Genomic DNA, 21,488 nt, shown 5'->3' with positions numbered 1-21,488 from the left:
ATGGACAACGCCGATTCGCGACCGCAGGAAGACGAAACCTACGACGAGCTCATCGGGCGTCCGTGGCTGGGGCTGGTCTACCTGCCGTTCGTGTTCCTGCCGCTGGGCTTCTGGCCGGAGGCGCCGGCGCGGGCCTGGATTGCCAGCCTGCTGGCAATCGCGGTCTTCCTGCCGGTGTACTTCGCATTCCGCGCCTGGCGTGGACCGCGCCAGCTGGGGCTGGTGGCGCTGGTCGCGGTGCTCGGCCTGGCCCTGATCGCGATCCAGCCCGGCGGCAACACCTTCGTTATCTACGCCTGCGCGATGGCGGCCACGGTGCTGCCGGCGCGGCGCGCGCTGTGGGTGACGGGGCTGCTGGTCGCCGCGATGGTGGCGGCCTTCCTCGCGGTGATGCCGCTGCCGCTGGCGCTGGCCTACGCCGCCATGGCGACGGCGATCTGCGCGCTGGTGGTCGCCGGCGTGCTGATGACGCGCTCCCGCCAGCGCCGCGATGCCGAACTTCGGCTGACCCAGGGTGAAGTGGCCCGCCTCGCCGCGATGGCCGAGCGCGAGCGCATCGGCCGCGACCTGCACGACCTGCTGGGCCACACGCTGTCACTGGTTGCCCTGAAGAGCGAGCTGGCGGGACGATTGGTCGATTCGAATCCCGTCGCTGCGCGCGAGCAAATCGGCGAAGTGGAATCGGTGGCAAGGAAAGCCCTCGCCCAGGTGCGCGAGGCCGTGGTCGGCATCCGCGCCACCGGCCTCGAAGCCGAACTGGCCGCGGCGCGCCTGGCGCTGCTGTCGGCCGAGGTGAGCCTCGACCAGCGGCTGGCGCCGGTGGCGCTGGAGCCCGGGCTGGAATCGGCCTTGGCCCTGGCCCTGCGCGAGGCGGTCACGAACGTGCTGCGCCACGCCGGGGCGCGCCGCGTCGAGGTCGAACTGGTGGCCGATGACGGCGAACTGCGCCTGAGCATCGCCGACGACGGGCGCGGCGGCGCCGTCTCGCCGGGCAACGGCCTGGCCGGCATGCGCGAGCGCCTCGCGGCCTTCGGCGCCGGGCTCGAGGTCGACAGCCCGCCGGGTGCCGGAACGCGCCTGCAGATCACGCTGCCGCGGCGCGCGCTGGAGGCCAGCGCATGATCCGCCTGGTGCTGGCCGAGGACCAGGCGATGGTGCGCGGCGCCCTCGCCGCGCTGCTCGGCCTCGAGACCGACCTGCAGGTCGTGGCCGAGGCGGGCGACGGCGAGGCCGCCTGGGTCGCGGTGGCGAAGCAGGCGCCCGACCTGCTGGTGACCGACATCGAGATGCCCGGCCTCACCGGCCTGGACCTGGCGCTGCGCGTGCGCGACGCCGGGCTGTCGACGCGCGTGGTGATCATCACCACGTTTGCCCGCGCGGGCTACCTGCGCCGTGCGCTGGATGCCGGCGTCCGCGGCTACCTGCTCAAGGACGCGCCCTCGGGCCAGCTCGCCGCGGCCCTGCGCCAGGTCCACGCCGGCGGCCGCGTCATCGATCCGCAGCTGGCCGTCGCCGCCTGGGGCGAGGAGGACCCGCTGACCGAGCGCGAGCGCCAGGTGCTGCGCCTGGCCGGCGAGGGCGCGCGCAGCCTCGATATCGCCGACAAGCTTCACCTCTCGCACGGCACCGTGCGCAATTACCTGTCCGAGGCGATCGGCAAGCTGGGTGCCGCGAACCGGATCGAGGCCTACCGGGTGGCGCGGGCGAAGGGCTGGCTGTGAACGAGTTTCCTTCCGTGACTTCAATCCAAGGAATGCATGTAGTGGAAATGTCAGTAACGCAAGCGCAGGCCGACATGCGGCAGGGTTACCACAGCGGAGCCACGGGGATCCTGGCCTCCGCGCTGGCCTGGTCGGTCGCGGCGGGCTTCGCGGCTCTCGCCTCGCCCCAGCAGGCCGTCTGGGCGTTGCTGGTCGGCGGCATGTTCATCCATCCGGTCGGCCTGCTCGCGTGCAAGCTGCTGGGCTCGCGCGGCGCGCACGCCAAGGGCAATCCGTTCGGCCTGCTGGCGGGGGCGAGCACGTTCTGGCTGATCTTCTGCCTGCCGATCGCCTACCTGCTCAGCCTTCACTGGCCGGGCCTGTTCTTCCCGGCGATGCTCCTGGTCATTGGCGGTCGCTACCTCGTGTTCGCGACCATTTACGGCATGCGGTTTTATTGGATCCTGGGCTTGGTGCTGGCGGCCGCCGGCTTCGCCCTTGCCGCCCTCGGCGCCCCGCTGTTGGCGGGCGCGTTGGCGGGCGCCTTGCTGGAAGCCCTCTTTGGCATCGCCTGCCTGGTGCTGCATCGGCGCGGGGCGGGGCCCGAGGCTGAGACCCGCCTGCACGGCGCCTAACGGCCCGGCGACATTCCCGGCGATAATGCGGCCCCCGCCGCTGCAGCCGTCTCCATTGAAAAAGTCCGACTTCCATTTCGACCTGCCGCCCGAGCTGATCGCGCAGGCCCCGCTGGCCGAGCGTTCGGCCAGCCGGATGCTGGTGGTCGGGCCCGACGCGCCGCCCTACGCCGACCGCCAGGTCCGCGACCTGCCGGAGTACCTGCAGGCGGGCGACCTGCTGGTGTTCAACGACACCCGGGTGATCCCGGCGCGCCTGTTCGGCACCAAGGACAGCGGCGGCCGGGTCGAGATCCTGCTCGAGCGGCTGGTCGGCGGGCGCGAGGTGCTGGCCCAGGTCGGCGCCAGCAAGTCGCCCAAACCGGGCGGCCGGATCACGATCGACGAGGGCACCGCGCTGGAGGTGCTGGGCCGCGAGGGCGAGTTCTACCGCCTGCGCTTCCTCACCGACGAGCCGCTGGAGAAGCTGTTGCTGCGCGCCGGCCGCATGCCGCTGCCGCCTTACATCCAGCGCGAGGCGGGCCACGACGACCTCGAGCGCTACCAGACCCTGTTCGCGCGCCACACCGGCGCGGTGGCCGCGCCCACCGCCGGCCTGCACTTCGACCAGCCGCTGCTGGCGGCGCTGCAGGCCAGGGGCGTGCAGACCGGGCACGTCACCCTGCACGTCGGCGCCGGCACCTTCCAGCCGATGCGCGTCGAGTCGCTGCACGAGCACAAGATGCACAGCGAATGGCTGAACGTCGGCGCCGAGCTGTGCCAGCAGGTGGCGCGCACCCGCGCCGCCGGCGGGCGCGTCGTCGCGGTCGGCACCACGGTGGTGCGCGCGCTGGAAACCGCCGCGCAGGACGGCGAGCTCAGGCCCTACGCCGGCGACACCAACATCTTCCTGTTCCCCGGCAAGCGCATCCGTACGGTCGATGCGCTGCTGACCAATTTCCACCTGCCCGAAAGCACGCTGATGATGCTGGTCTCGGCCTTCGCCGGCCGCGAGCGCATCCTGGCGGCGTACGCGCACGCGGTGCGGGAAAAGTACCGATTCTTCAGCTACGGCGACGCCATGCTGCTCTACCCGGAGGCCGCGCCGTGAGCCGGATGCGTTTCGAGAAACTCGGCCAGGACGGCCGCGCCCGCCGCGGGCGCCTGCACTTCCCGCGAGGCACGGTGGAGACGCCGGCCTTCATGCCGGTCGGCACCTACGGCACGGTGAAGGCGATGCTGCCCGAATCGCTGCGCGCGATCGGGGCCGAGATCATCCTGGGCAACACCTTTCACCTGTGGCTGCGGCCGGGCATGGAAGTGATCGACCTGCACGGCGGCCTGCACGGCTTCTGCCAGTGGAACGGTCCCATCCTCACCGACTCCGGCGGCTTCCAGGTCTGGTCGCTGGCCAAGCGCCGCAAGATCACGGAGGAGGGCGTCACCTTCGCTTCGCCCACCGACGGCAGCAAGGTCTTCCTGTCGCCGGAGGTGAGCATGCAGGTGCAGCGCTCGCTCGATTCCGACATCGTGATGATCTTCGACGAGTGCACGCCGTACCCGGCCACCGAGAAGGTGGCGCGCACCTCGATGGAGCTCAGCCTGCGCTGGGCCGAGCGCAGCAAGCGCGCGCACGAGGGCAACGACGCGGCGCTGTTCGGCATCGTCCAGGGCGGTACTTACCCCGAGCTTCGGGCGCGCTCGGCCGAGGGCCTGAAGGCGATCGGCTTCGACGGCTACGCGGTCGGCGGCCTGGCCGTGGGCGAGCCGCCGGAGGAGCGCGACGCCACGCTGGACGCGCTGGTGCCCCTGCTGCCCGAGGACCAGCCGCGCTACCTGATGGGCGTGGGCAAGCCCGAGGACATCGTCGAGGCGGTGGCGCGCGGCATCGACATGTTCGACTGCGTGATGCCGACCCGGAACGCGCGCAACGGCCACTACTTCGTCCGCGGCGGCCAGGTGCGCATCCGCAACGCGCAGTACGAGAAGGACCTGCGCCCGATCGAGGAAGGCTGCACCTGCTACACCTGCGCCAGCGGCTACACCCGCAGCTACCTGCGCCACCTCGACCGCTGCAACGAGATCCTGGCCTCGATGCTGGGCACCATCCACAACCTGCACCACTACCAGCAGCTGATGCGCGACATCCGCGCCGCCATCGACGCCGGCACCTTCGAGGCCTGGCGCGCCGCCTTCCACGCCGCCCGCGGCGTCACCCTGTAGGAGGGGCTTCAGCCCCGAAGCCTTACGGCCAGAGGCTTCGGGCCTGAAGGCCCTCCTACAGGGGGTGGGGTGGGGTATGGCATACTTGCGCGCTTGATTCCCTACGCAGACGGTAAAGCCATGTCCCTGCTCGATATTTTCGTTTCCCCGGCGGCCGCCCAGGCCGCGGGTGGTGCCGCCGGCCAGCCCAGCATGCTCGGCAGCATCCTGCCGCTGATCATCATCTTCATCGTGTTCTGGTTCCTGCTGCTGCGCCCGCAAATGAAGCGCGCCAAGGAACACCGCGAGCTGCTGGCCAAGCTGCAGAAGGGCGACGAAGTGATCACCAGCGGTGGCCTCGCCGGCCGCATCGAGGACCTGGGCGAGAGCTTCGTCACCGTCGAGATCGCCGACAAGGTCAGCATCAAGGTCCAGCGCGGCGCCGTCACCGCGGTCCTGCCCAAGGGCACGTTGAAGTCCGCCTGATCCGTCCCCATCCGAATCACCCACGGCCCTGACCGGGCCGCCAACGGTTGTCGCCCATGCTGCAGTTCCCCACCTGGAAATACGTCGTCGCCGCGCTCGTGATCGCGCTGTCGGTGTTCTACTCGCTGCCCAACCTGTACCCGCAGGACCCGGCGGTGCAGATCGCGGCCAACCGCGGCAGCACCATCGACGACTCGCTGGCCCTGCGGGTCCGCGGCGTGCTCGAGGCCGCCAAGGTCGAGGCCAAGTCGGTCGCGGTCGAGGGCGAGAACCTCGTCGTCCGCACCGCCAACCCCGACGTGCAGACCCAGGCCGCCGACCTGCTGCGCACCGAGCTGGGGCAGGGCTACACGGTCGCGCTCAACCTCGCTTCCACCGTGCCCTCGTGGCTGACGGTGATGGGCGCCGACCCGATGTCGATGGGCCTGGACCTGCAGGGCGGCGTGCACTTCCTGCTGGAAGTGGACCAGCAGGCGGCCATCGACAAGCGCACCAATGGCTTCGCCGACGAGATCTCGGCGATCCTGCGCGACGGCAAGTTCGCCTACACCAGCGTGTCGCGCACCGCCGAGGGCATCCAGGTGCTGCTGCGCGACGGCGCCGACATGGCCCGCGTCCGCGCCGCCATCAGCCGCGACGCGCCCGAGCTCGAGCTGGTCTTCGACGAGGCCCAGCCCGAGCGCCTGCTGGCCCGGGTCACCCCGGCCCAGATCAAGGCGATCATTGACGGCGCCATCGAGCAGAACCGCACCACGCTCGACAACCGCATCAACTCGCTGGGCGTCGGCGAGCAGGTCATCCAGCGCCAGGGCGAAAGCCGCATCGTGGTGCAGCTGCCCGGCGTGCAGGACACTGCCGAGGCCCGCAAGCTGATCGGCGCCACCGCCACCCTCGAGTACCGCCACGTGGTGGACAACGGCGCCCAGGCCGTTGAAGCCGCGCGCACCGGCGTGGTGCCGGCCAATGCCCGCCTCTATTACATGCGCCAGCTGGGTCCGGACGGCAAGCCGATGCCGATCCTGCTGTCGCGCCGGGTCATCGTGTCCGGCGACCAGCTGGTCAACGCCACCTCGAACCCGGATCCGCAGGGCGGCGGCCCGGCCGTGCAGATCGAGCTCAACAACGCCGGTGGCAACCGCATGCTGGCGCACACCCGCGACAACGTCGGCCAGTTCATGGCCGCCGTCTACATCGAGACCATCCCGGAAGTGCGGATGGTGGATGGCCAGGAAGTGCGCACCTCCCGCGTCAGCGAGGAAGTGATCAACGCCGCGGTGCTGCAGGGCGTGTTCGGCAAGAACTTCCAGACCACCGGCCTCGACAGCCAGGAAGAGGCGGCCAGCCTGGCCCGCCTGCTGCGCGCCGGTTCGCTGGCGGCGCCGATGGTGATCATCGAGGAGCGCATCATCGGCCCGAGCCTCGGTGCGGAGAACGTCGAGCGCGGCCTGTCGGCGGTGTTCTGGTCCTTCGTGTTCGTGCTGGTGTTCTTCCTCGTCTACTACAAGATGTTCGGCATCGTCACCAACCTGGCGCTGCTGCTGAACCTGCTGATGGTGGTGGCGGTGATGTCGGTGATCGGCGCCACGCTGACGCTGCCCGGCCTGGCCGGCATCGCGCTCACCGTGGGCATGTCGGTGGACGCCAACGTGCTGATCAACGAACGAATCCGCGAGGAGCTGCGCAACGGCAACACGCCGCTGGCCAGTATCGCCAACGGCTACGACAAGGCCTCGGGCACCATCACCGACTCCAACACCACGGCGCTGCTGGCGGGCGTGGCGATGGCGGTGTTCGGCTCCGGCCCGATCCGTGGCTTCGGCATCACGCTGATCATCGGCATCCTGACCTCGATGTACACCGCGGTCTCGGTGTCGCGCGGCATCGCCACCCTGATCTATGGCAAGCGCAAGAAGCTTGCCAAGGTCTCGATCTAACGCATTCCTGGAGGCGGCGTGGAACTCTTCCCGTCCAATAGCAACATCAACTTCATGCGCGTCCGCTACGTCTCGCTGGCGGTGGTCGCGCTGCTCATGCTGGCGTCGCTGTTCTTCCTCGGCACCAAGGGCTTCAACTACGCGCTCGACTTCACCGGCGGCACCGCCACCGAGATCGAGTTCGCCCAGCCGGTGGACGTCGAGCAGGTGCGCCAGCGGCTGGAGACCGCCGGCTACACCGGTGCGGTCGTGCAGACCTTCGGTGCCGGCAACGACATCGTGATCCGGCTGCAGCCGCAGGAGCCGGGCGCGGAAGGCGAGGGCACGCAGCGCGAGTACAGCGGCGCGGCGATCCTGGCTGCGGCCCAGCCCGAGGGCAACCCGGGCAAGGTGCTGCGCAGCGATTTCGTCGGCCCGCAGATCGGCAACGAGCTGGCGCTCAACGGCGTCTACGCGGCGATCTTCGTGGTGCTGGGCTTCCTGGCCTACATCTGGGCGCGCTTCGAGCTCAAGTTCGCGATCGCGGCCATCCTCACCACGCTGGTCGACCTGCTGGTGGTCTGCGGCTGGTTCGCGCTCAGCCAGCACGAGTTCGACCTGACGGTGCTGGCCGGCATCCTGTCGGTGATGGGCTTCTCGATCAACGACACGATCGTGGTCTTCGACCGCGTGCGCGAGAACTTCCGCACGCTCAAGCTCGAGCCGCGCGAGATCCTCAACAAGTCGGTCAACCAGACGCTGTCGCGCACCATCATCACGTCGTTCGTGGCCTTCCTGACCATCCTGGCGCTGTACCTCTACGGCGGCCAGTCGCTCAAGGGCATGGCCGAATCGCAGATGATCGGCATCGTGTTCGGCACGCTGTCCTCGATCTTCGTGGCCTGCCCGCTGCTGCTGCTGATGGGCGTCACCAAGCAGGACCTGATGCCGCGCGCCAAGGACGACATCGAAGCAGAGCTCGCCCGCCGGCCGTAACACCAGCATTCGCTGGTGTTATCCCACGACCTGCTTCGCAGATCGCGGGCCCCGGGCTCATCACTTCCGATCCCCCGCGCCTTCGGCGCGCCCCCCTTACCAAGGGGGGCTTCGCACTTCCGGAAAGGCCCGCTTCGGCGGGCCTTTCATTTTGGAGCGTTTGACGCGGATTAACGCGGATAGACGCGGATAGGGCAGAAGCGACTGGATTGGAGTTTCGCGGGGCCATCCGACGCGCCGTGCGCCACACTTTCCTTGGCTCTATCCGCGTACATCCGCGTTAATCCGCGTCAAAAGTTCCCGGCCACAAGAAAGGGGTCAGAGTGGATATCCGATGGAAACGGATAAACACTCTGACCCCTTTTTCGAAGCAGCGATGGCGGGTTGGATCAGACCGAGAAGGCGGCCGCGTAGTTGGAGTTCACGATGGCCTTCTGCAGGTGCTCGGTGATCTTGAGGTTGCCCGCGACGATCTGGCTGGACATGAGCAGCTTGTCGCCGCCGCCCCGGAAGTCGCAGACCCGCCCGCCGGCCTCGCGGACCAGCAGCAGGCCCGCCGCGATGTCCCAGGGCTTCACGCCCGCCTCGAAGTAGGCGTCGGCCCGGCCGCAGGCCACGTAGGCCAGGTCGAGCGCCGCGGAACCGGTGCGGCGGATGTCCTCGGCCTCGCCCAGCACCGCCTCCAGCGCCGCCAGGTGCGGCGCCACCCGCTTGCGCTCGCGCGGCGGGAAGCCCGTGATCAGCATCGCGCCGTTGAGGTCCTTGCGCTCGCCGATCCGGATCTTCTTGTCGTTGAGCACCGCGCCCGCGCCGCGCGAGGCGGTGAAGAGCTCGTTGCGCAGCGGGTCGAAGATCACGCCGTGCACCGGCTCGCCGCCCTCGCACAGCGCGATCGACACGCAGAAGTGCGGGAAGCCGCGCAGGAAGTTCGAGGTGCCGTCCAGCGGATCGATGACGAAGGTGTGGCGGCCCGAGCCCATCGCGCCCGATTCCTCCGCCAGGATGGCGTAGTCCGGGAACGCGCGGCGCAGCTCGCGTATGATCTCCGCCTCGGCCTGGGCGTCGACTTCGCTCGCGTAGTCCTGCTTCGATTTCTCGAAGACGCTCAGGCTGTCGAGCTTGCTCATGTGGCGCAGGATCAAGTTGCCGGCCGAACGGGCCGCCTTGACCATGACGTTGACGACAGGTTTCTGCATATGCCCGTCCAAAGGTCCGCTGGATTGTGAAGAGAACAAGGGGCCGGTCGAGCCGGCGCGGCGCAAAGGATAACAGGTTGCCCTGAACAGGGCCTCTAAAACGATGATCGACGGCCTTCCCAACCTCCGCATCGTGCTGGTCGGCACCCAGCACCCGGGCAACATCGGCTCGGCCGCGCGCGCCATGAAGACCATGGGGCTGTCGGCCCTGCACCTGGTCGCCCCCGAGCGCTTCCCGGACCCCGAGGCCAACACCCTGGCCGCCGGCGCCGACGACCTGCTGGCAGCGGCCCCCGTGCACCCGGACCTGGACGGCGCCCTGGCCGGCTGCCACCTCGTGCTGGGCACCAGCGCCCGGCGCCGGCACGTGCCGCTGCCGGAGCTTAGCCCGCGCGAGGCCGCCGAAACGCTGGTCGAGGCGGTGGGCCGGGGCCCGGTGGCCCTGCTGTTCGGCCGCGAGCGCACCGGGCTCGAGAACGCCGAACTGCAGCGCTGCCACTACACGGTGGGCATCCCGACCGACCCGGGCTTCAGCTCGCTCAACCTCGCGGCCGCCGTGCAGGTGCTGTCCTACGAACTGCGGCTGGCCGTGCTGGCCCGGGCCGGGGACGCCCTGGCCTCGGGCCGGCCGATGCCGCCGCCGGAGGTCGAGCCGCCGGCCACCGCCGACGAACTCGAGGGCTATTTCCGGCACCTCGACCAGGCCCTCCACGACATCGACTTCCACAAGGGCAAGCCGCCCGAGATGGTCATGTCGCGCCTGCGCCGCCTGTACCTGCGGGCCGGGCTCGACGCGCGCGAGGTCAAGATCCTGCGCGGCATCCTGGCCGAGGCCCAGCGCATGGCCCGGCTGGCCCGGGGCGGGGCCGCCTAGCGCGGTCGCCGTGGGGCGAATAGAGTAGGCCCCCAGTAGTCCTGACGCCCCCGAGCCCGAAGTGACGCCCAAGCCACCCCGCAACACGTCCGGCGCCCGGCGTCTGCTGTTCCTCCTGTTCCTGCTGCTGGCCGGCCCGGCCGCCGCCGCCGACGGCGTGCTGGTGCTGGGCCGCATCAGCGACGATCCCCGCCGCCACCACGAGCAGCTCAAGCCGCTGCTCGACTACGTGGTGCCGCGCATGCGCACCGTCGGCATCACCGAGGGCCGGGTGCTGATGGCCCGCGACCCGCAGCAGATGATGAGCTACCTGCGCCGCGGCAAGGTCGACTGGGTCACCGAGACCCCGGGCACCGGCCTGCTGCTGGCCGATCGCGCCGGCGCCCGCCCGCTGCTGCTGACCGAACGCAGCGGCGCCCGCGAGTACCGCAGCGTGGTGTTCGTGCGCCGCGACAGCGGCATCACCGATCTCTCGCAGCTGCTGGGCAAGACCATCGCCTTCCAGTCGCCGTCCTCCACCAGCGCCTACCTGGTGCCGGCCCTGGCCCTGCGCGAGCGCCGCCTGCCGATGGGCCTGATGGTGTCGCCGCTGGAAGGCCGCGAGCCCGGCAGCGTCGGCTACGTGTTCGCCAACACCGATGCCAACCTGGCGGCCTGGGTGCACAAGCGCCTGGTGGACGCCGGCGGCTTCAGCGACCAGGACTGGGACCAGCTGCAGCGCGTGTCGGAAGCCTTCCGGCGCGACCTGGTGGTGATCCACACCACCGACCCGGTGCCGCGCGCGATGGAGCTGGTCAACGGCAACATGTCCCCGGCGGTGGAGGCGCGGCTCAAGGAAGTCCTGCTCGGCGCCAGCACCGACCCGCAGGCGCGCGACGCACTGCGCCAGTTCTTCCGCACCACGGGCTTCTACGAGGCCGACGCCGCCACCCAGGTCCGGCTGGACAACCTGCGCCGCGGCGCCCGCGAGATCCGCGAGGCGCTGGAATGAAGCTGCCCGTGAAGCTCGGCCTGCGCGTCGAACTGCTGCTGATCATGTGCGGCGTGATGCTGGTCATCGCCGCGCTGGTGGCGGCGCTCTGGCTGCACGAGAAGGCCAGCAGCCGCGACGCCCGCGAACTCAGCGCCAGCGCCATGCGCGAGCTCGCGCGCGAGGGCCTGCTCGGCCGCGGCCAGACGCTGTCGAGCCAGCTGGCCGACGCAGCCACGAATCCACTCTATTACCTCGACCTGGCCAAGCTGGGCGAACTGGCCCGCGCCACGCTGCGGCAGCCCGACGTGGTGTACGTGGTCATCCACGACGCCGAGGGCCAGGTGGTGCACGACGGTTCCGGCGACATCCCGGCCTTCGGCCAGCCGATGTCCGACCCGATGGCCTACGAGGCGCTCAATGCCGAGGGCGTGCACGGCCAGTGGAGCGACAAGCTGCTCGACGTCGCCAGCCCGATCCGCATCGGCGGCGAGCGCATCGGCGGCGTCCGCGTCGGCCTCTCGCGCGAGAGCGCCAACCGCCGCGAGCAGGAGATGCTCGAGCCGCTGGCCGAGCGCCTGCAGGCCGCGAGCAACGAACACCTGGGCTGGATCCTGGCGCTGATGGCGGCGCTGGTGGCGATGGGCGTGAGCGCGATGGGCCTGCTGCAGCGGCGGATCGTGACGCCGATCAGCGGCCTGGCCGAAGCCGCCGCGCGCATCGAGCAGGGCCGCTACGCCGACGTGAAGGTGTCCTCGGACCGCCAGGACGAAATCGGCGAACTGGTGCGGGCCTTCGCGCGCATGAGCGAATCGGTGGCGCGCCACGACCGCGACATCCGCCGCATGGCCTACACCGATTCGCTGACCGGCCTGTCCAACCGCCTCGCCTTCCGCGAAGCGCTGGACGACCGCCTGCTGACGCTGCAGGCCAGCAGCGGCGAGCTGGCGCTGCTGTTCGTCGACCTCGACGACTTCAAGCGCGTCAACGACACCCTGGGCCACGAGGCCGGCGACGAAGTGCTGGGCCAGCTGTCGATGCGCATCCGCATGGCGGTCGAACGCCTGGGTGGCGTCGGCGCCGAGATCGCGCGCTTCGGCGGCGACGAGTTCATCGTGCTGTTCATGGCCGAGGACATTCGCGCCAGCTCCGGCCACCTGGCCGAGTCGCTGATCGAGGAGATCCAGCGGCCGCTGGTGCTGCGCGGGCGGCAGGTGTTCCTGGGCGCGTCGGTGGGCATCACGCTGTTCCCGTTCGACGCCTCCAGCGCCGGCCAGCTGCTCAAGAACGCCGACATCGCGATGTACCAGGCCAAGGTCGCGGGCAAGGGCTGCTACCGCTTCTACTCCAAGGCCATGGACCAGGCGGTCGAGCGCCGCGTGCAGCTCGAGGAAGAGCTGCGCGGCGCCTGGGAGCGCGGCGAGCTGAGCCTGCACTACCAGCCGATCTACCGCCTGGCCGATCGCCGCCTGATGGGCGCCGAGGCGCTGTGCCGCTGGCAGCATCCGCGCCTGGGCGTGGTGCCGCCGTCGGTCTTCATCGAAGTGGCCGAGCAGAGCGGCCTGATCGAATCGCTGGGCCGGCACGTGCTGGTGCAGGCCTGCCAGGACGCGGCCGCGTGGTCGCAGCCGGGCATGGAGCCGCCGTTCGTGTCGGTGAACATCTCGCCGCGCCAGCTGCGCACGGGCGACCTGCCCGATGTCGTGGCCAGCGCGCTGGCCGCCACCGGCGTGCTGCCCAAGCAGCTGCACCTGGAGCTCACCGAGACCGCCGTGCTCGGCGACGAGGTGCAGGCCAGCGCGCTGCTGTCGCGCCTGCGCGCGACCGGGGTGAAGGTGTGGCTGGACGACTTCGGCACCGGCTTCTCGGGCCTGAGCCACCTGCGCCGCGTGCCGGTGGACGGCGTCAAGATCGACCGCAGCTTCGTGGCCGACGTGCTGCGCGATCCGGACGACCTGGCGCTGACCTCGGCCATCATCGCGATGGCGCACTCGCTCGGCATCACCGTGGTCGCCGAGGGCATCGAGGCCGAAGGCCAGTACGAAGTGCTGCGCGAGCGCGGCTGCGACCAGGGCCAGGGCTTCTGGCTGGGCCGGCCGATGCCGGCGTCGGAGATGCAGCGCCGCTTCCGCGAGTAGTCAGCGGAACAGGTCGCCCACCCAGGTGGCGATCTGCCCGGAGAAGAAGCCCACCACCACCAGCTCGGCCAGCCCCAGCGCCCAGGCCGCGAGCATCAGCCGGCCGTCGCGCTCGATCAGGGCAATGGCGAAGGCCAGCAGGATCAGGCCGAAGGGATAGTTGGTGGCCGGCAGCGGCAGCGCCAGCAGGGCGCCCAGCAGCACCAGCATCAGGCCGGTGAAGGTGCGAGCGGCGGGATGGTCGATGATCGCCTCGGCGCGCGGGCGGCTGATCTTTTCCAGCCAGCCCAGCAGGCGCGAGGTGCGGTTGCGGAACTTCTCGACGCCCTCGCGCGAGAGCTCGCGCCGCGACAGGAAGCCGGGGATCCAGGGATGGGCCAGCTGGAACATCAGCTGCAGCCCGATCAGCGACACCAGCGGGCCGCTGATGGCGCCCGCGCCGATCGGCAGCGGCACGAAGGCCGGCAGCACCGCGATCAGCAGGAACACGCCGAAGGCCCGGGCCCGGAACTGGTCGAGCAGGTCGCCCAGCGTCAGCGAATGCCCCGCGCGCCCCTCGGCCAGGGCATGCAACAGGGCGCGCGTGCTGATTTCTGGGCTCATCGGGGCCGGAGTCTGTGGGGGGCCGGCTTTATCGGCCCTAAATTGCCGGGGAATCGTCGGCGTCCGGCAGCCTTGAAATCAGCAGCTTGTCGATCCGGGCGCCGTCCAGGTCCACCACTTCGAAACGCCAGCCTTCCCAGTCGAACAATTCGCCGGCGTGGGGGATGCGTCCGAAGCGCGCGATCACCATGCCAGCGACGGTGTGATAGTCGTGTTCTTCCTCGCCGGGCAGGGCGTTGACCGAGAGCACCTCGCGCAGCTCCTCGGTCGAGAGGCGGCCGTCCACCAGCAGCGAGCCGTCGGCGCGGGTGACCACCAGGGCTTCGTCGTCCTCGGTCTCCGTGGCCTGCACGCGGCCCAGCACGGCGCCCAGCAGGTCGTTGGCCGAGACCATGCCCTGGATGTCGCCGTACTCGTCCACCACCAGGGCCATCGTCTGCTGCTCCTCGCGGAAGATCTCGAGCAGCTTCAGGGCGTGGGTGGACTCGGACACGAACAGCGCCGGGCGCAGTTCGCGGAACAGGTCGGGGGTGGTGGTGGCGCCGGCGCCGAGCAGGCCGGTCAGCGACTTCACCTCGAGGATGCCGAGCACGTCGGCGTCGCTGCCGCGGTAGACCGGGTAGCGCGCGAACGGCGTCTCGCGCATGGTCGCCAGGTTCTCCTCGGTGCTGGCGGCGGCGTCGAGCCAGACGATGCGGGTGCGCGGCGTCATCAGGCCGGCGCTGCTGCGGTCGCCCAGGCGCAGCACGCGGTTGATCATGTTGCGCTCGTCGGCGTCGATCACGCCCTGCTCGTGGCTCTCGGCCACCAGCAGGCGGATCTCTTCTTCCGTCACCTGGTTGTCGCTGCCCTGGTTCAGGCGCAGCAGGCGCAGGATGCTGCGCGTGCTCAGCGACAGCAGCCAGACGAAGGGCATGGCGATCTTCGAGACCCAGGACATGGGCAGCGAGACGCCGGCGGCGAACTTCTCCGGGGCCAGCAGGGCGATGCGCTTGGGCACCAGCTCGCCCAGGATGATCGAGACGTAGGTGATCAGGATCACCGCCATCGCGGTGCCGATGGCCTGGTTCACGTCCAGGTCCACGCCCATCCAGGCCAGCACGGGCTCGAGCCAGCCGCCGACCAGCTGCTCCAGGCCCAGCGGTTCGATCCCGGCCGCGATGCCGTCGCCCAGCGCGTCGCCGCCGAACATGCCGGTCAGGATGCCGATCGAGGTGATGCCCACCTGCACCGTGGACAGGAAGCGCTCGGGATGCTCGGCCAGGGCCAGGGCGGCCTCGGCCCGGCGGCTGTCCTGGGCCATCTGGCGCAGCTTGGGCTTGCGGGAGGCGACTACCGACATCTCCGACAGGGCGAAGAAGCCGTTGCAGATGACCAGGAACAGGACGATGGCGAGGGCGAGGGTCATGGGCTGCCGGGACGGGCCGGCACGGGATTCCGTTCAGGGAGGGGCGGGCGGAGCGTGAACTATGCCACAGCGGCCCGGCCCGGCCGGGGCTCCGGGGGCGCCGTACGCCTGCCTGGCGGGCGCCCGGGCGTCATGCCGTTGTAATATTGCCGCCACATTCGACATCCACGGCCGGGGCTTCCCGGCCAGCCAGGGGCCCGCATCCATGTTTTCCCTCCAGACCATCTTCGGCAAAGGCGACAAGTTCTACGGCCTGCTCGAGGCCAGCGCCGCGGCCGCCCGTGAAAGCGCCCGCGCCCTGGGCGAGCTGCTCGCCACCCCGCCGGCCCAGCGCTCGCTGGAGAAGTTCAAGCTGGCCCGGCAGCGCGAGAAGAACCTCGCCGCCCAGATCAGCCAGGAGCTGGTGAACACCTTCGTCACCGCGCTCGAGCGCGAGGACATCGAGGCCCTGAGCAACGTGCTCTACAAGATCCCGAAGGTGGTGGAGAAGTTCGCCGAGCGCTACATGCTCGCCGCCGAGCGCATCGGCGACGTCGAGTTCGTCTCGCGCGCCGCCATGCTCGAGCGCGCCTGCGTGGTGCTCGAGGAAATGGTCGGCCTGCTGCGCAAGGGCATGAACCTCGAGACCACCAAGAACCTCAACGACAAGCTGCAGGCGATCGAGGCCGAGGCCGACCGCCTCATCCTCGAGCTCTACCGCGACACCTACACCAATGAAACCGATCCGATGCGCTACCTGATCCTCAAGGACCTGTTCGAGATCCTCGAGAAGGCCATCGACCGCTGCCGCGACGCCGGCAACGTCATCTACGGCGTCGTCCTCAAGAACGCCTGAGCCATGACCACCGCGCTCATCCTGGTGCTGGCCGTCATCCTGACGGCCCTGGTGTTCGAGTACATCAACGGATTCCACGACACCGCCAACTCCATCGCCACCGTGGTGGCCACCAAGGTCCTGAACCCGACCCAGGCGGTGGCGCTGGCGGCCTTCATGAACCTCATCGGCGCGCTGGCCGGCACGGCGGTGGCCAAGACCATCTCCTCCGGCCTGATCGACGACCAGGTGGTGCTGGTGACTTCCCAGCTGATCATCTGCGCGCTGGCGGGCGGCATCATCTGGAACCTGATCACCTGGTGGTTCGGCCTGCCGTCCTCGTCCAGCCACGCGCTGATCGGCGGCCTGTGCGGCGCGGCGCTGGCCGCCTCGGGCGGTGACCTCGATGCGCTGATCTGGGCGCGCGAGGCCGAGCACTGGACCAAGAACCAGGGCATCTTCTGGAAGGTGATCGTGCCGATGATCAGCTCGCCGGTCGCGGGCTTCACCCTCGGCCTGCTGATGATGGGCGGGCTGATGGCGATCATCAGCGCCATGAACGGGGCCGGCGGATGGCTGGCGCGCATTTCGCGCCCGCGCTGGATCAACGCCGTGTTCGGCAAGTCGCAGATCGTGTCGGCGGCCTACATGGGCTTCGCCCACGGCACCAACGATGCGCAGAAGACCATGGGCATCATCGCGCTGGCGCTGATCGGCGCCGAGGCGGCGGGCACGCTCGACAACCTGCCGGGCTGGCTGGCCTTCATGCACCCGGGCGACAGCGAGGGCATCGAGACCTGGATCATCGTCACCTGCGCGCTGGTGATGGCGGCCGGCACGGCGGCCGGCGGCTGGCGCATCATCAAGACGCTGGGCCACAAGATGGTGAAGCTGCATCCCATCCACGGCTTCGCGGCGGAAACCAGCTCGGCCACGATCCTGACGCTGGCGGCGCACTTCGGCATGCCGGTGTCCACGACCCACAGCATCTCGACCGCGATCATGGGCGTGGGCGTGGCGAAGAACCCGCGCGCGCTGCAGTGGTCCGTGATCCAGAAGATCGTCTGGGCCTGGATCCTCACCATCCCCGCCTCGGGCGGCCTCGCCTGGCTCCTCCTCAAGGGCGTCACAGCGATGGGGTGGGGGTGATGGGAGAGCGGTTTTTTTGACGCGGATTAACGCGGATGAACGCGGATAGATCAAAAACAGATTGAGTGGATTTTCGCCGACTGCGGCGCACGGCGAAGATCCAACTTCGCCTTTGCCCTATCCGCGTTTATCCGCGTTAATCCGCGTCAAAAAACACTCTTACAGAAGATCGCCGCCGGCGGAGAGCATGCGTTCCATCTGGTCGCCGAGGCCGCCGATTTCGAGCACGAGGCGGTCGATCTCGGCCGCGGTGAGGGTGTCGTAGGGGCGGTTTTCGCAGAGCTGCAGGTAGGGCACCGAGTCGAGTTCGCCGATGGCGAGGTAGCCCACGCGGCTCTGCCAGTTGAACTGCAGCATGCGGCGGGCGTCGATGCCGGTCATCGGCGCGATCACGGTGCTGACCCGCAGGTAGGGGCGCTCGTCCTCGCCGACCATCTCCGACAGGAAGATGCTCTGGTGGCGCTTGCCCTTGTCGAGCGAGAGCTGCACGCAGGCCAGGTAAGGCTCGCTGGCGGTGAGCTTGTACTTGCCCTGGAGGTGGCTGCGGATCTGTTCGAAGTTCTGCATGGCGGCGTGGAAATCTGCGGGAGGGGTATCCTAAACCCCCATGGCCCCAAAGCCCAACGCCAGCGATACGCCCGCCGCCGCCCGCCAGCGCATCCTCGCGGCGGTGCGCGCCATTCCCGCGGGCGAAGTGGCGGGTTACGGCGAAGTGGCGCGGCGCGCCGGGCTGCCGGGACGGGCGCGGTTGGTGGCGCGCATCCTGTCGGCGGGCGACGAGCCGGGGCTGCCCTGGCATCGGGTGCTGCGTTCCGATGGCCGCATCGCCTTCCCCGAAGGTTCCGAAGGCTTCGACGAGCAGGTGCAGCGGCTGCGTTCGGAAGGCGTGCGGGTCGAGGCGGGGCGGGTGCGCGGGCAGCGCGCGGCGCCGACGCTGGACGAGATGCTGTGGGCGCCGCCGGCGGTGAAGCGCTGAGCCTCAGGCCCGCGGGCGCTGGCGGAACCAGGCCGCGACGCTGAAGCGCGGCTGCGTCGCCGGCAGCACCTCGTGGTCGACTTCGGCGCTCAGGAAAATCGCCACCGTGCCCAGGCGAGGCGCGATGTCCACCGGGCCCGCCGGCAGGTGCAGGCGCAGCTGGCCGCCGGCGGCGTCCGGCCAGTCGGGATTGAGGTAAAGCACCAGCGACAGCACGCGCGCATCGTCGCTGCGGAAGCGGTCGCGGTGGCGGGCGTAGCCGGCGCCGGGCGGGTAGTGCGCGAAGTGCGCCTCGACCTCCTCAAGCCCCAGCAGCAGACGGCGGTTCAGGCCGCTGCGAAGCGCATCGAGCGAGGCGAGCAGTTCCCGCGCCGCCGGCCCGCAGGCGGGGTCATCGAGCCAGAGCGTGGCGTCGCCGCGCAGCCCGGCGAACTGGCGGCCGTCGGCGCGGCCGGTGGCGGCGGGCACCAGGCGGCCAGCGGCGGCGTGGGCGCGCGCTTCATCGGCGGCGGCGTGCAGGCGGGCATCGGTGGCGTCCAGCGCCAGCGTGGCCCAGTCGCGCGTGCGCAGCACGCCGGCCAGCGCGTCGAGCGCATCGTCACCGGGGATCAACGGAAGGGGCGGGGCCATGCCGCTATGATACGGGCTGGCTCCCCACCGGCACTTCCCCATGCGACTGCCTCCGGCCACCGCCGGCCTGCTCTGGGCCCTCGGCATCGGCTTCCTGCTGCAGCAGTTCCTGCCCGAACCGCTGCTGATGTACTTCGCGCTGTGGCCGCTGGGCGAGTACTCCGCCGGCTTCGCGGCCGACGGCTCGCCGATCACCGTGGGCTTCCTGCCGTGGCAGGTCCTCAGCTACGGCTTCCTGCATGGCAGCTTCGGCCACGTGTTCTTCAACGGGCTGGCGCTGTACATGTTCGGCAGCTCGCTGGAGCAGACCTGGGGCACGCGCCGCTTCCTGGCCTATTTCTTGATCTGCGTCGTCGGCGCCGGCCTGATCCAGCTGGCGGTGGTGACCTCGGGCATCACGGGGCAGGGCGTCTATCCCACCATCGGCGCCTCGGGCGGCGTGTTCGGCCTGCTGCTGGCCTACGGCATGCTGTTTCCGAACCGGCAGGTGATGCTGCTGATCCCGCCGATTCCGATGAAGGCCCGCACCTTCGTGATCGTGTTCGGCGCGATCGAGCTGGGCATGGGCGTGTTCGCCAGCAACTCCGGCATCGCCCACTTCGCACACCTGGGCGGCATGCTGTTCGGCTGGCTGGTGATCCGCTATTGGCGCGGCCAGCCGCCGTTCCGCCCGCGCGGCCCGAGGCTCGTCCGCTAGCCGAGAAAAAGGGGTCAGAGTAATTATTCGTTTCAAAAGAATAATTACTCTGACCCCTTTTTCTTGTCAGCGGCGGAGCTGGAGGAAGTCGGTGCTGGCGACGAGGCGGAGGCTGTCGAGGCGGGGGCGGGCGGTGGGGAGGATGGCGAGCAGCTGCTCGCGCTCCTGCTCCAGCGCGGTGATTTCCTCGTGGCGCACGGCCGGGTTCACCTTCGCCAGAGCGCGCAGGCGGGCGATCTCGGCGCCCAGCAGCGCGTCGGCCTTCGCCACCGCTTCGGCCACGCGTTCCTGCGCACGCAGCAAGGCTTCCTCGCGGGCGCGCTCGAGCATCGGCGGCACCAGCGCGGCCAGCACCTTGCGCTGGGGTGAGAGGTCGAAGACGCGGTCGCCGGCGCGCAGGCGGGCGCGTTCGCCCGGGGCGAACTCCGCGCGCACCTGCAGGCGGGTATCCACCGCCACGCTCAGCGGCGCGGGCGGCAGGTAGCGCTCGACGTCGAGGCCGCGCGGGGCGACGCACTCGATCACGTTCACGGCTTCCATCACCACGGTGCGCGGCGGCAGGCTGTCGTCGACCAGGAAGGCGGCGTTGCCGGTTTCGCCCGACACCAGCAGCTCGTTGGCCGAGAGCAGCAGCGGGTGGTCGTCGCGCAGGTAGAGCAGGTCGTCGCGGCCGAGCGCGGTGGCGCGGTCGAAGGTGACGGCACGCGGGCCCTGCTTGAACTCCTCGAAGCCGTCCACCGTGAGGTGCTCGGGATCGAGCAGCCACTGGTTCGGGCCCAGCGGCTCGTTGTGCACGCCGAAGGCCTCGAGCAGGCGCAGCGCGTGGTCGTCCATCGCGGCGTGCTGGTCGTCGCCCTGCAGCGCGGCCAGCAGCTCGCCGCCGTCGGTGCCGCGGCTGCCCAGTTCGAGCAGGCGGTCGCGGCCCTCGGCGATGATGCGCGTCAGTTCGGCGTGCTTGTCGCGGCTGCGGGCGATCAGTTCGGTCAGCGCGGGTTCGCGCGCATCGGCGTCCTGTTCGGCCAGCTGCAGTAGCTCGGCGCCGAAGCTGCGCAGCAGTTCGCGGCCGTCGGCCAGCACGCCGCGGAAGGCGTCCAGCCCCTCGTGCACCCAGCGCAGCAGCACTTCCTGCGCGCTGCCGGCGACGGCGGCGGCGTGGATGTTGACGTCGCCCTTCTGGCCGATGCGGTCGAGGCGGCCGATGCGCTGCTCGAGCATGTCCGGGTGCAGCGGCAGGTCCCACAGCACCAGGTGCTGGGCGAACTGGAAGTTGCGGCCCTCGGCGCCGATCTCGCTGGCGATCAGCAGGCGCGCGCCCTCGGGGTCGGCGAAGAAGGCGGCGTTGCGGTCGCGCTGCAGGAGGTTCATGTCCTCGTGGAAGCGCGCGACCTGCAGGCCGGTGCGCAGGCGCAGCGCTTCCTCGAGCGCCTGCACCTTGGCGCGCGATCGGCAGAGCAGCAGCACCTTGGCCGGGGCGACCTGGTCGAGGATGCCGAGCAGCCAGTCGGTGCGCGGGTCCCTGGCGTAGTCGTGTTCGGGCTCGTCGTCGCTGTCGCCGACGTCGTGCGCGAACTCGGCGCGCAGGCGGCCGAGCACGGTCGGATCCCCGGGCGCGTCGAGCGTGGTGACGGAAGGCAGGCGGGTGGGGAAGCCGCCGACCGCGGCGCGCCGGTTGCGCACCATCGCGCGGCCGGTACCGTGGCGGTCGACCAGGTCGGCCAGCAGTGTCTCGCGCTCGGCGGCATCGCCGGCGGCGATGCGGCCCAGGCGGGCGACCAGCGCGGCTTCATCGCCCGGGAACAGGCCCGACAGCGTCGCCATGTCGGCGGTGGTCAGCGACTGGCCTTCGAGCAGGCGCTCGGCCAGCGCGGAGAGTTCAAGGTAGCCGCGCGATTCGGCGCGGAACGCGTCGAGGTCGGTGTAGCGCGCGGGGTCGAGCAGGCGCAGGCGCGCGAAGTGCCCGCCCAGGCCCAGTTGTTCCGGCGTGGCCGTGAGCAGCAGCAGGCCCGGCGTGCGCGCCGACAGTGCCTCCACCAGCGCATAGCCCGGGCTGGAGAACTCCGGCGTCCACACCAGGTGGTGCGCCTCGTCCACCAGCAGCAGGTCCCAGCCGGCGGCCAGCGCC

The 21,488-nt window shown here is 70.2% G+C and carries 21 protein-coding genes; 15 read left to right on the top strand and 6 right to left on the bottom strand.

Translation table 11 applies throughout. From position 1 onward, the window contains the following. The 8 genes from N787_RS13960 to secF all read left to right on the top strand — a co-directional run bounded on the left by N787_RS13960 (nt 1) and on the right by secF (nt 7,911). Complete coding sequence (locus tag N787_RS13960) at nt 1-1,122, top strand: sensor histidine kinase (RefSeq protein WP_052575502.1); 1,122 nt, start codon at nt 1-3, stop codon at nt 1,120-1,122. Next, nucleotides 1,119-1,721, top strand: coding sequence for a response regulator transcription factor (locus tag N787_RS13955; RefSeq protein WP_034215473.1), 603 nt, complete (start codon nt 1,119-1,121; stop codon nt 1,719-1,721). Before N787_RS13960 ends, N787_RS13955 begins: the two co-directional genes overlap by 4 nt. A 47-nt stretch (nt 1,722-1,768) precedes the next feature. Beyond that, nucleotides 1,769-2,335: a DUF7010 family protein gene (locus N787_RS13950; protein ID WP_211252173.1), complete on the top strand. Its 567-nt coding sequence runs from the start codon at nt 1,769-1,771 to the stop codon at nt 2,333-2,335. 25 nt (nt 2,336-2,360) lie between these two features. Beyond that, on the top strand, nt 2,361-3,425 hold the full coding sequence (gene queA / locus N787_RS13945) for a tRNA preQ1(34) S-adenosylmethionine ribosyltransferase-isomerase QueA (RefSeq protein ID WP_034215471.1): 1,065 nt from the start codon (nt 2,361-2,363) through the stop codon (nt 3,423-3,425). Between the two features lie 5 nt (nt 3,426-3,430). Continuing rightward, nucleotides 3,431-4,537, top strand: coding sequence for a tRNA guanosine(34) transglycosylase Tgt (gene tgt / locus N787_RS13940; protein ID WP_425387889.1), 1,107 nt, complete (start codon nt 3,431-3,433; stop codon nt 4,535-4,537). Between the two features lie 120 nt (nt 4,538-4,657). Further along, on the top strand, nt 4,658-5,002 hold the full coding sequence (gene yajC / locus N787_RS13935; RefSeq protein WP_034215467.1) for a preprotein translocase subunit YajC: 345 nt from the start codon (nt 4,658-4,660) through the stop codon (nt 5,000-5,002). Between the two features lie 56 nt (nt 5,003-5,058). Next, entirely contained in the window at nt 5,059-6,936 is a 1,878-nt protein-coding gene (gene secD, locus N787_RS13930) for a protein translocase subunit SecD (RefSeq protein WP_034215465.1), read from the top strand. A gap of 54 nt (nt 6,937-6,990) precedes the next feature. After that, nucleotides 6,991-7,911, top strand: a complete 921-nt coding sequence (secF, locus tag N787_RS13925; RefSeq protein WP_156969066.1) for a protein translocase subunit SecF — start codon at nt 6,991-6,993, stop codon at nt 7,909-7,911. Nucleotides 7,912-8,300: 389 nt separating this feature from the next. Here secF and N787_RS13920 read toward each other — a convergent pair whose 3' ends face one another. Next, nucleotides 8,301-9,107: an inositol monophosphatase family protein gene (locus N787_RS13920; RefSeq protein WP_034215460.1), complete on the bottom strand. Its 807-nt coding sequence runs from the start codon at nt 9,105-9,107 to the stop codon at nt 8,301-8,303. A gap of 103 nt (nt 9,108-9,210) precedes the next feature. Between N787_RS13920 and N787_RS13915 the strand changes: the two genes are divergently transcribed. From N787_RS13915 to N787_RS13905, 3 genes are all read left to right on the top strand, one after another. Beyond that, entirely contained in the window at nt 9,211-9,981 is a 771-nt protein-coding gene (locus N787_RS13915) for an RNA methyltransferase (protein WP_084590823.1), read from the top strand. Between the two features lie 61 nt (nt 9,982-10,042). Next, nucleotides 10,043-10,972, top strand: coding sequence for a phosphate/phosphite/phosphonate ABC transporter substrate-binding protein (locus N787_RS13910; RefSeq protein WP_425387887.1), 930 nt, complete (start codon nt 10,043-10,045; stop codon nt 10,970-10,972). Continuing rightward, on the top strand, nt 10,969-13,089 hold the full coding sequence (locus tag N787_RS13905; protein ID WP_034215457.1) for a putative bifunctional diguanylate cyclase/phosphodiesterase: 2,121 nt from the start codon (nt 10,969-10,971) through the stop codon (nt 13,087-13,089). Before N787_RS13910 ends, N787_RS13905 begins: the two co-directional genes overlap by 4 nt. On the opposite strand, the gene N787_RS13900 is transcribed toward N787_RS13905, so the two are convergent. Beyond that, entirely contained in the window at nt 13,090-13,692 is a 603-nt protein-coding gene (locus N787_RS13900; RefSeq protein ID WP_034215455.1) for an exopolysaccharide biosynthesis protein, read from the bottom strand. It abuts the gene before it with no gap. Nucleotides 13,693-13,729: 37 nt separating this feature from the next. Continuing rightward, a complete protein-coding gene (locus N787_RS13895; protein WP_034215453.1) occupies nt 13,730-15,100 on the bottom strand; it encodes a hemolysin family protein in 1,371 nt (456 codons plus the stop codon). Between the two features lie 205 nt (nt 15,101-15,305). On the opposite strand from N787_RS13895, the gene N787_RS13890 reads away from it, so the two are divergent. Then, the gene (locus N787_RS13890) at nt 15,306-15,935 is read left to right on the top strand and encodes a DUF47 domain-containing protein (RefSeq protein ID WP_034215450.1); all 630 of its coding nucleotides are present in this window, start codon (nt 15,306-15,308) and stop codon (nt 15,933-15,935) included. Between the two features lie 3 nt (nt 15,936-15,938). After that, complete coding sequence (locus N787_RS13885) at nt 15,939-17,063, top strand: inorganic phosphate transporter (protein WP_034215447.1); 1,125 nt, start codon at nt 15,939-15,941, stop codon at nt 17,061-17,063. A gap of 159 nt (nt 17,064-17,222) precedes the next feature. Here the strand turns inward: N787_RS13885 and N787_RS13880 are convergent, their stop codons facing one another. Next, complete coding sequence (locus tag N787_RS13880; protein WP_034215446.1) at nt 17,223-17,630, bottom strand: hypothetical protein; 408 nt, start codon at nt 17,628-17,630, stop codon at nt 17,223-17,225. Between the two features lie 40 nt (nt 17,631-17,670). On the opposite strand from N787_RS13880, the gene N787_RS13875 reads away from it, so the two are divergent. After that, on the top strand, nt 17,671-18,039 hold the full coding sequence (locus N787_RS13875) for an MGMT family protein (protein WP_052575501.1): 369 nt from the start codon (nt 17,671-17,673) through the stop codon (nt 18,037-18,039). A 3-nt stretch (nt 18,040-18,042) separates the two neighbouring features. Here the strand turns inward: N787_RS13875 and N787_RS13870 are convergent, their stop codons facing one another. Beyond that, a complete protein-coding gene (locus N787_RS13870; protein ID WP_052575500.1) occupies nt 18,043-18,669 on the bottom strand; it encodes a 2OG-Fe(II) oxygenase in 627 nt (208 codons plus the stop codon). A gap of 40 nt (nt 18,670-18,709) precedes the next feature. On the opposite strand from N787_RS13870, the gene N787_RS13865 reads away from it, so the two are divergent. Next, nucleotides 18,710-19,366, top strand: a complete 657-nt coding sequence (locus N787_RS13865) for a rhomboid family intramembrane serine protease (protein WP_034215443.1) — start codon at nt 18,710-18,712, stop codon at nt 19,364-19,366. A 66-nt stretch (nt 19,367-19,432) separates the two neighbouring features. On the opposite strand, the gene rapA is transcribed toward N787_RS13865, so the two are convergent. Continuing rightward, nucleotides 19,433-21,488: RNA polymerase-associated protein RapA (gene rapA / locus N787_RS13860; RefSeq protein WP_034215441.1), on the bottom strand; the 2,056-nt coding region annotated here is incomplete at its 5' end.

The organism is Arenimonas metalli CF5-1, from assembly GCF_000747155.1.
Classification (GTDB): Bacteria; Pseudomonadota; Gammaproteobacteria; order Xanthomonadales; family Xanthomonadaceae; genus Arenimonas; species Arenimonas metalli.
The sequence above is the reverse complement of the archived record's forward strand: the minus strand, read 5'-3'. Positions and strand labels throughout refer to the sequence as shown.

Excerpts from the sequence above, each read along its gene's own strand:
- N787_RS13960 (WP_052575502.1), top strand. The coding sequence starts at position 1 with ATGGACAACGCCGATTCGCGACCGCAGGAAGACGAAACCTACGACGAG.
- N787_RS13955 (WP_034215473.1), top strand. The coding sequence starts at position 1,119 with ATGATCCGCCTGGTGCTGGCCGAGGACCAGGCGATGGTGCGCGGCGCC.
- N787_RS13950 (WP_211252173.1), top strand. The coding sequence starts at position 1,769 with ATGTCAGTAACGCAAGCGCAGGCCGACATGCGGCAGGGTTACCACAGC.
- queA (WP_034215471.1), top strand. The coding sequence starts at position 2,361 with ATGCGGCCCCCGCCGCTGCAGCCGTCTCCATTGAAAAAGTCCGACTTC.
- tgt (WP_425387889.1), top strand. The coding sequence starts at position 3,431 with ATGCGTTTCGAGAAACTCGGCCAGGACGGCCGCGCCCGCCGCGGGCGC.
- yajC (WP_034215467.1), top strand. The coding sequence starts at position 4,658 with ATGTCCCTGCTCGATATTTTCGTTTCCCCGGCGGCCGCCCAGGCCGCG.
- secD (WP_034215465.1), top strand. The coding sequence starts at position 5,059 with ATGCTGCAGTTCCCCACCTGGAAATACGTCGTCGCCGCGCTCGTGATC.
- secF (WP_156969066.1), top strand. The coding sequence starts at position 6,991 with ATGCGCGTCCGCTACGTCTCGCTGGCGGTGGTCGCGCTGCTCATGCTG.
- N787_RS13920 (WP_034215460.1), bottom strand. The coding sequence starts at position 9,107 with ATGCAGAAACCTGTCGTCAACGTCATGGTCAAGGCGGCCCGTTCGGCC.
- N787_RS13915 (WP_084590823.1), top strand. The coding sequence starts at position 9,211 with ATGATCGACGGCCTTCCCAACCTCCGCATCGTGCTGGTCGGCACCCAG.
- N787_RS13905 (WP_034215457.1), top strand. The coding sequence starts at position 10,969 with ATGAAGCTGCCCGTGAAGCTCGGCCTGCGCGTCGAACTGCTGCTGATC.
- N787_RS13900 (WP_034215455.1), bottom strand. The coding sequence starts at position 13,692 with ATGAGCCCAGAAATCAGCACGCGCGCCCTGTTGCATGCCCTGGCCGAG.
- N787_RS13895 (WP_034215453.1), bottom strand. The coding sequence starts at position 15,100 with ATGACCCTCGCCCTCGCCATCGTCCTGTTCCTGGTCATCTGCAACGGC.
- N787_RS13890 (WP_034215450.1), top strand. The coding sequence starts at position 15,306 with ATGTTTTCCCTCCAGACCATCTTCGGCAAAGGCGACAAGTTCTACGGC.
- N787_RS13885 (WP_034215447.1), top strand. The coding sequence starts at position 15,939 with ATGACCACCGCGCTCATCCTGGTGCTGGCCGTCATCCTGACGGCCCTG.
- N787_RS13880 (WP_034215446.1), bottom strand. The coding sequence starts at position 17,630 with ATGCAGAACTTCGAACAGATCCGCAGCCACCTCCAGGGCAAGTACAAG.
- N787_RS13875 (WP_052575501.1), top strand. The coding sequence starts at position 17,671 with ATGGCCCCAAAGCCCAACGCCAGCGATACGCCCGCCGCCGCCCGCCAG.
- N787_RS13870 (WP_052575500.1), bottom strand. The coding sequence starts at position 18,669 with ATGGCCCCGCCCCTTCCGTTGATCCCCGGTGACGATGCGCTCGACGCG.
- N787_RS13865 (WP_034215443.1), top strand. The coding sequence starts at position 18,710 with ATGCGACTGCCTCCGGCCACCGCCGGCCTGCTCTGGGCCCTCGGCATC.